The organism is Novosphingobium resinovorum (assembly GCF_036352595.1).
GTDB classification, from domain to species: domain Bacteria; phylum Pseudomonadota; class Alphaproteobacteria; order Sphingomonadales; family Sphingomonadaceae; genus Novosphingobium; species Novosphingobium resinovorum_B.
Window position 1 is genome coordinate 1 of the sequence record NZ_JAZFAX010000092.1, and the last position, 3,073, is coordinate 3,073.

A 3,073-nucleotide genomic window follows, 5' to 3' on the forward strand; every position below is an offset into this window, starting at 1 on the left:
AATGAATACACAAAAAACGCTCCGGGCTGACAATCAGCCCATAATGGTGACGCGGGGTGGAGCAGCCCGGTAGCTCGTCAGGCTCATAACCTGAAGGTCGCAGGTTCAAATCCTGCCCCCGCAACCATTGAAACCGACATACCGGACACCCCCGGCGCAAAAGCGCCGGGGGTGTCGTCGTTTTTGGCGGATTGCTGCCGTTCTAGCCAATTCAAAATGGTCCCAAACTCGCCATGCAGCATGGCGTTGACCTCACCCCGTTTCGCGCCCGGCGTCAGGACAATGCGCTCAATGAGCGCACGGAGCGCGTCAGCTGCTTCCTGTCGTTCTTCCGGGGAGGAAAGCGCCTCGGCCAGTCGCTCCACCTTACGGCGGTAGATCTCCGAGATATTTGGATGGATATCCGGAACATCCGCCGGGGCTGCTGCGAGCCGGGCGCGGATGGCATCTTCCTGCGCCTCGAGTTCCAGTAATTGATCGACGAGCGAGCGCGTTCCCTTGCCTTCCGTTGCTAGGGTCACCAGTCCTTTTATCGCCTTCAGGACGTTGTCGAGCTCAGCCCGATCCGCGCTGTCTGTGGCGCGACGCTGGTGATTAAGGCGATTGGTTTCTTCGACGCAGGTGCGAATGGCTTCGGCAGCAACTTCGGGACTCATCAACCGGTCACGCAGACCATCGAGAACACGGGTCTCCAGCTTCTCTCGCGCAATGCTATGTCCGTTAGAACAGCTTCTCGTGTCGACATGGTTCGAACAGGCAAACCGCCCCTGCCCGCGAAGGGTATAAGACCCGCCGCAGCAGCCGCAGTAAACAAGGCCCGACAGCAGGCTCTTCGGGCGATGAGTCCGATTCATCGCGTTGTGGGCCGAGCGCGTCGCTTCGATGACGCCGGCATATTGAATCGCGATATCTTCCTGTCGCGCTTTTGCGGCCTGCCAGAGTTCGTCGTCCAGGATCCGCAGATGAGGTACTTCGGTAACGATCCACTCGGACCGCGGATTGATGCGCGAGACACGCTTGCCGGTCTGGGGATTCTTCAAATAGCGCAGCCGATTCCAGACCAGCTTGCCGATATAGAGCTCATTATTGATCAAACCTGTGCCGCGCTTTGCGTGACCGCGGATCGTGGTCGACGTCCAGAGTTTGCCAGTTGGAGCGGCGATCCCTGCTTCATTGAGGCGGCCGGCGATCGCATGTGGGCTAAGCCCATTCGCGAAGTGCCGGAAAACCTGACGCACGACTTCCGCTTCAGCATCGTTGATAGTGCGTTCGCCATGAACCGCCTCGCCTTCGCTGGAAAAGCGACGCACGACATCATAGCCGTAACAAAGACCACCGCCCGACTTGCCCTTTTCAACTCGACCGCGAAGACCCCTATGGGTTTTCTTCGCAAGATCCTTGAGGAAGAGAGCGTTCATCGTACCCTTCAGGCCAACATGCAGTTCGGAAATCTCACCTTCCGCCAAAGTGACAACCTTGATCCCGGCAAACTGGAGATGTTTGTAGAGTGTAGCAATGTCCGCCTGGTCGCGAGAAACGCGATCGAGCGCTTCTGCCAGGACAACGTCAAATTGGCGCATCTGTGCATCACGTAGCAAGGCTTGGATACCCGGCCGCAGAATGACGCTCGCGCCAGAGATCGCTGCATCCTTATATGTACCGATGATACGCCAGCCTTCACGACCTGCTTGCTCACGGCAAACCAGGAACTGGTCATCGATAGATGCAGGGCTTTGCTTGTCGTCGGAATAGCGAGCGTAAAGGGCGACGCGGGTCATATCGTTCTCCTGCTGAGAAATTAGCATGTCCTGCGCGCCTATCCAATCCGGAGAGCCAACGTCGCGGTCTGTGACACTTGTAGCTGACGGGGGTCAGGTGACGATCTCGATCGCGCTGGTCGCCGACAACCGCATCTTCAAGGAACGCAATGTCGATATCGGCGCCGTTGGCCGCAATGATGCAACTGCCTGGGGTTTCTCCGCCCGATGCTGCGCGCTTCAGGCGTCCCCTGGGACCTGCGCAAGAGCCAGCCCTATGATGTCTATGATCGCATGGATTTCGATGTGCCATCGGCTCCGCGGGCGACTGCTACGACCGTATGATGGTGCGGGTCAAGGAGGTCCGCCAGTCGGCGCGGATCATGAAGCAGTGCCTCAACGAGATGCCGGAGGGACCAGTCGCGAGCTTCGACCGCCAAGGTCGTGCCACCGCTCCGCGGCGAGATGAAGCAGTCGATGGAAGCCTTGATCCATCACTTCAAGCTCTACACCGAGGGCTTCCACGTCCCCGCCGGCGAGGTCTATGTCGCGACCGAAAGCCCCAAGGGCGAGTTCGGCGTCTATCTGGGCGCGGACGGCTCGAACATGCCCTATCGCTGCAAGATCCGTCCGACCGGCTTTTCCCATCTTCAGGCAATGGATTTCATGACTGGCGGCCACATGCTCGCCGACGTCACCGTGATCCTCGGCTCGCTCGATATCGTGTTTGGCGAGATCGACCGCTAGGAACCGGCGGCCGGATCGAGCCAGGCCCGCCGGCCGTAGCGATCATTTGCCACGCGCCGAGATCGCATGTCGATCTTCGCCTGCGCTTTGGCGATGGCCGCGTCGGCATCCGATGCGTCCGCCGAGCGGCCCGAGAGCCGCTCGATCCGGGGCGGAAGAGCTCTTGGACTTGTAACGGTTTTGCGCCGGTCACCTGAGAGTTTAAGGCTCGTTCAAGGAGACCGACGAGATGATCAAGCATAGCGAAGAGTTCAAGCAGGAGGCGGTGCGCATTGCGCTGACCAGCGGGTTGCCGCGCGAACGGGTTGCGTCGGATTTGGGGGTCGGCAAGTCGACCCTGAACAAATGGGTGTCGCATTATCGCCCCTCGGACCTGGTGTCCGCGCCGCAGGCTGATCTGGCACGGGAGAATGAACGGCTTCGCCTGGAGAACCGTGTGCTCCGGGAGGGTAATTGCTCACGGGGTTGGCAGAAAAGTGTTGCGCGGAGGTCGATTGGCTGATTCACCCTACGGATGCCGCCACCGCCGCTTCATGTTCTGACCGAGGCCGAGAAGAACGAGCTGCTGC

1 protein-coding gene, 1 tRNA gene and 3 pseudogenes are annotated in these 3,073 nt (G+C 59.7%); 4 read left to right on the forward strand and 1 reads right to left on the reverse strand.

Going from position 1 to position 3,073, the window contains the following annotated elements; all coding sequences use genetic code 11:
* Window positions 1-50 precede the first annotated feature (50 nt).
* Both V2S85_RS26915 and V2S85_RS26920 read left to right on the forward strand, forming a co-directional pair.
* Window positions 51-127, forward strand: a tRNA-Met gene (locus V2S85_RS26915).
* A gap of 106 nt (window positions 128-233) precedes the next feature.
* Window positions 234-473 (forward strand): hypothetical protein, encoded by a 240-nt coding sequence (locus tag V2S85_RS26920; protein ID WP_330705850.1) that lies wholly within the window; start codon window positions 234-236, stop codon window positions 471-473.
* A gap of 252 nt (window positions 474-725) precedes the next feature.
* On the opposite strand, the pseudogene V2S85_RS26925 reads toward V2S85_RS26920, so the two are convergent.
* Window positions 726-1,805: pseudogene (locus tag V2S85_RS26925) on the reverse strand (recombinase family protein); the annotation flags it as partial.
* Window positions 1,806-1,985: 180 nt separating this feature from the next.
* Here V2S85_RS26925 and V2S85_RS26930 point away from each other — a divergent pair.
* Window positions 1,986-2,504 (forward strand): annotated as a pseudogene (locus tag V2S85_RS26930) (hypothetical protein).
* Window positions 2,505-2,733: 229 nt separating this feature from the next.
* Window positions 2,734-2,952: pseudogene (locus tag V2S85_RS26935) on the forward strand (transposase); the annotation flags it as partial.
* Window positions 2,953-3,073: the final 121 nt, after the last annotated feature.

Coding starts and splice junctions, on each gene's coding strand:
- V2S85_RS26920 (WP_330705850.1), top strand. CDS start 234: ATGCAGCATGGCGTTGACCTCACCCCGTTTCGCGCCCGGCGTCAGGAC.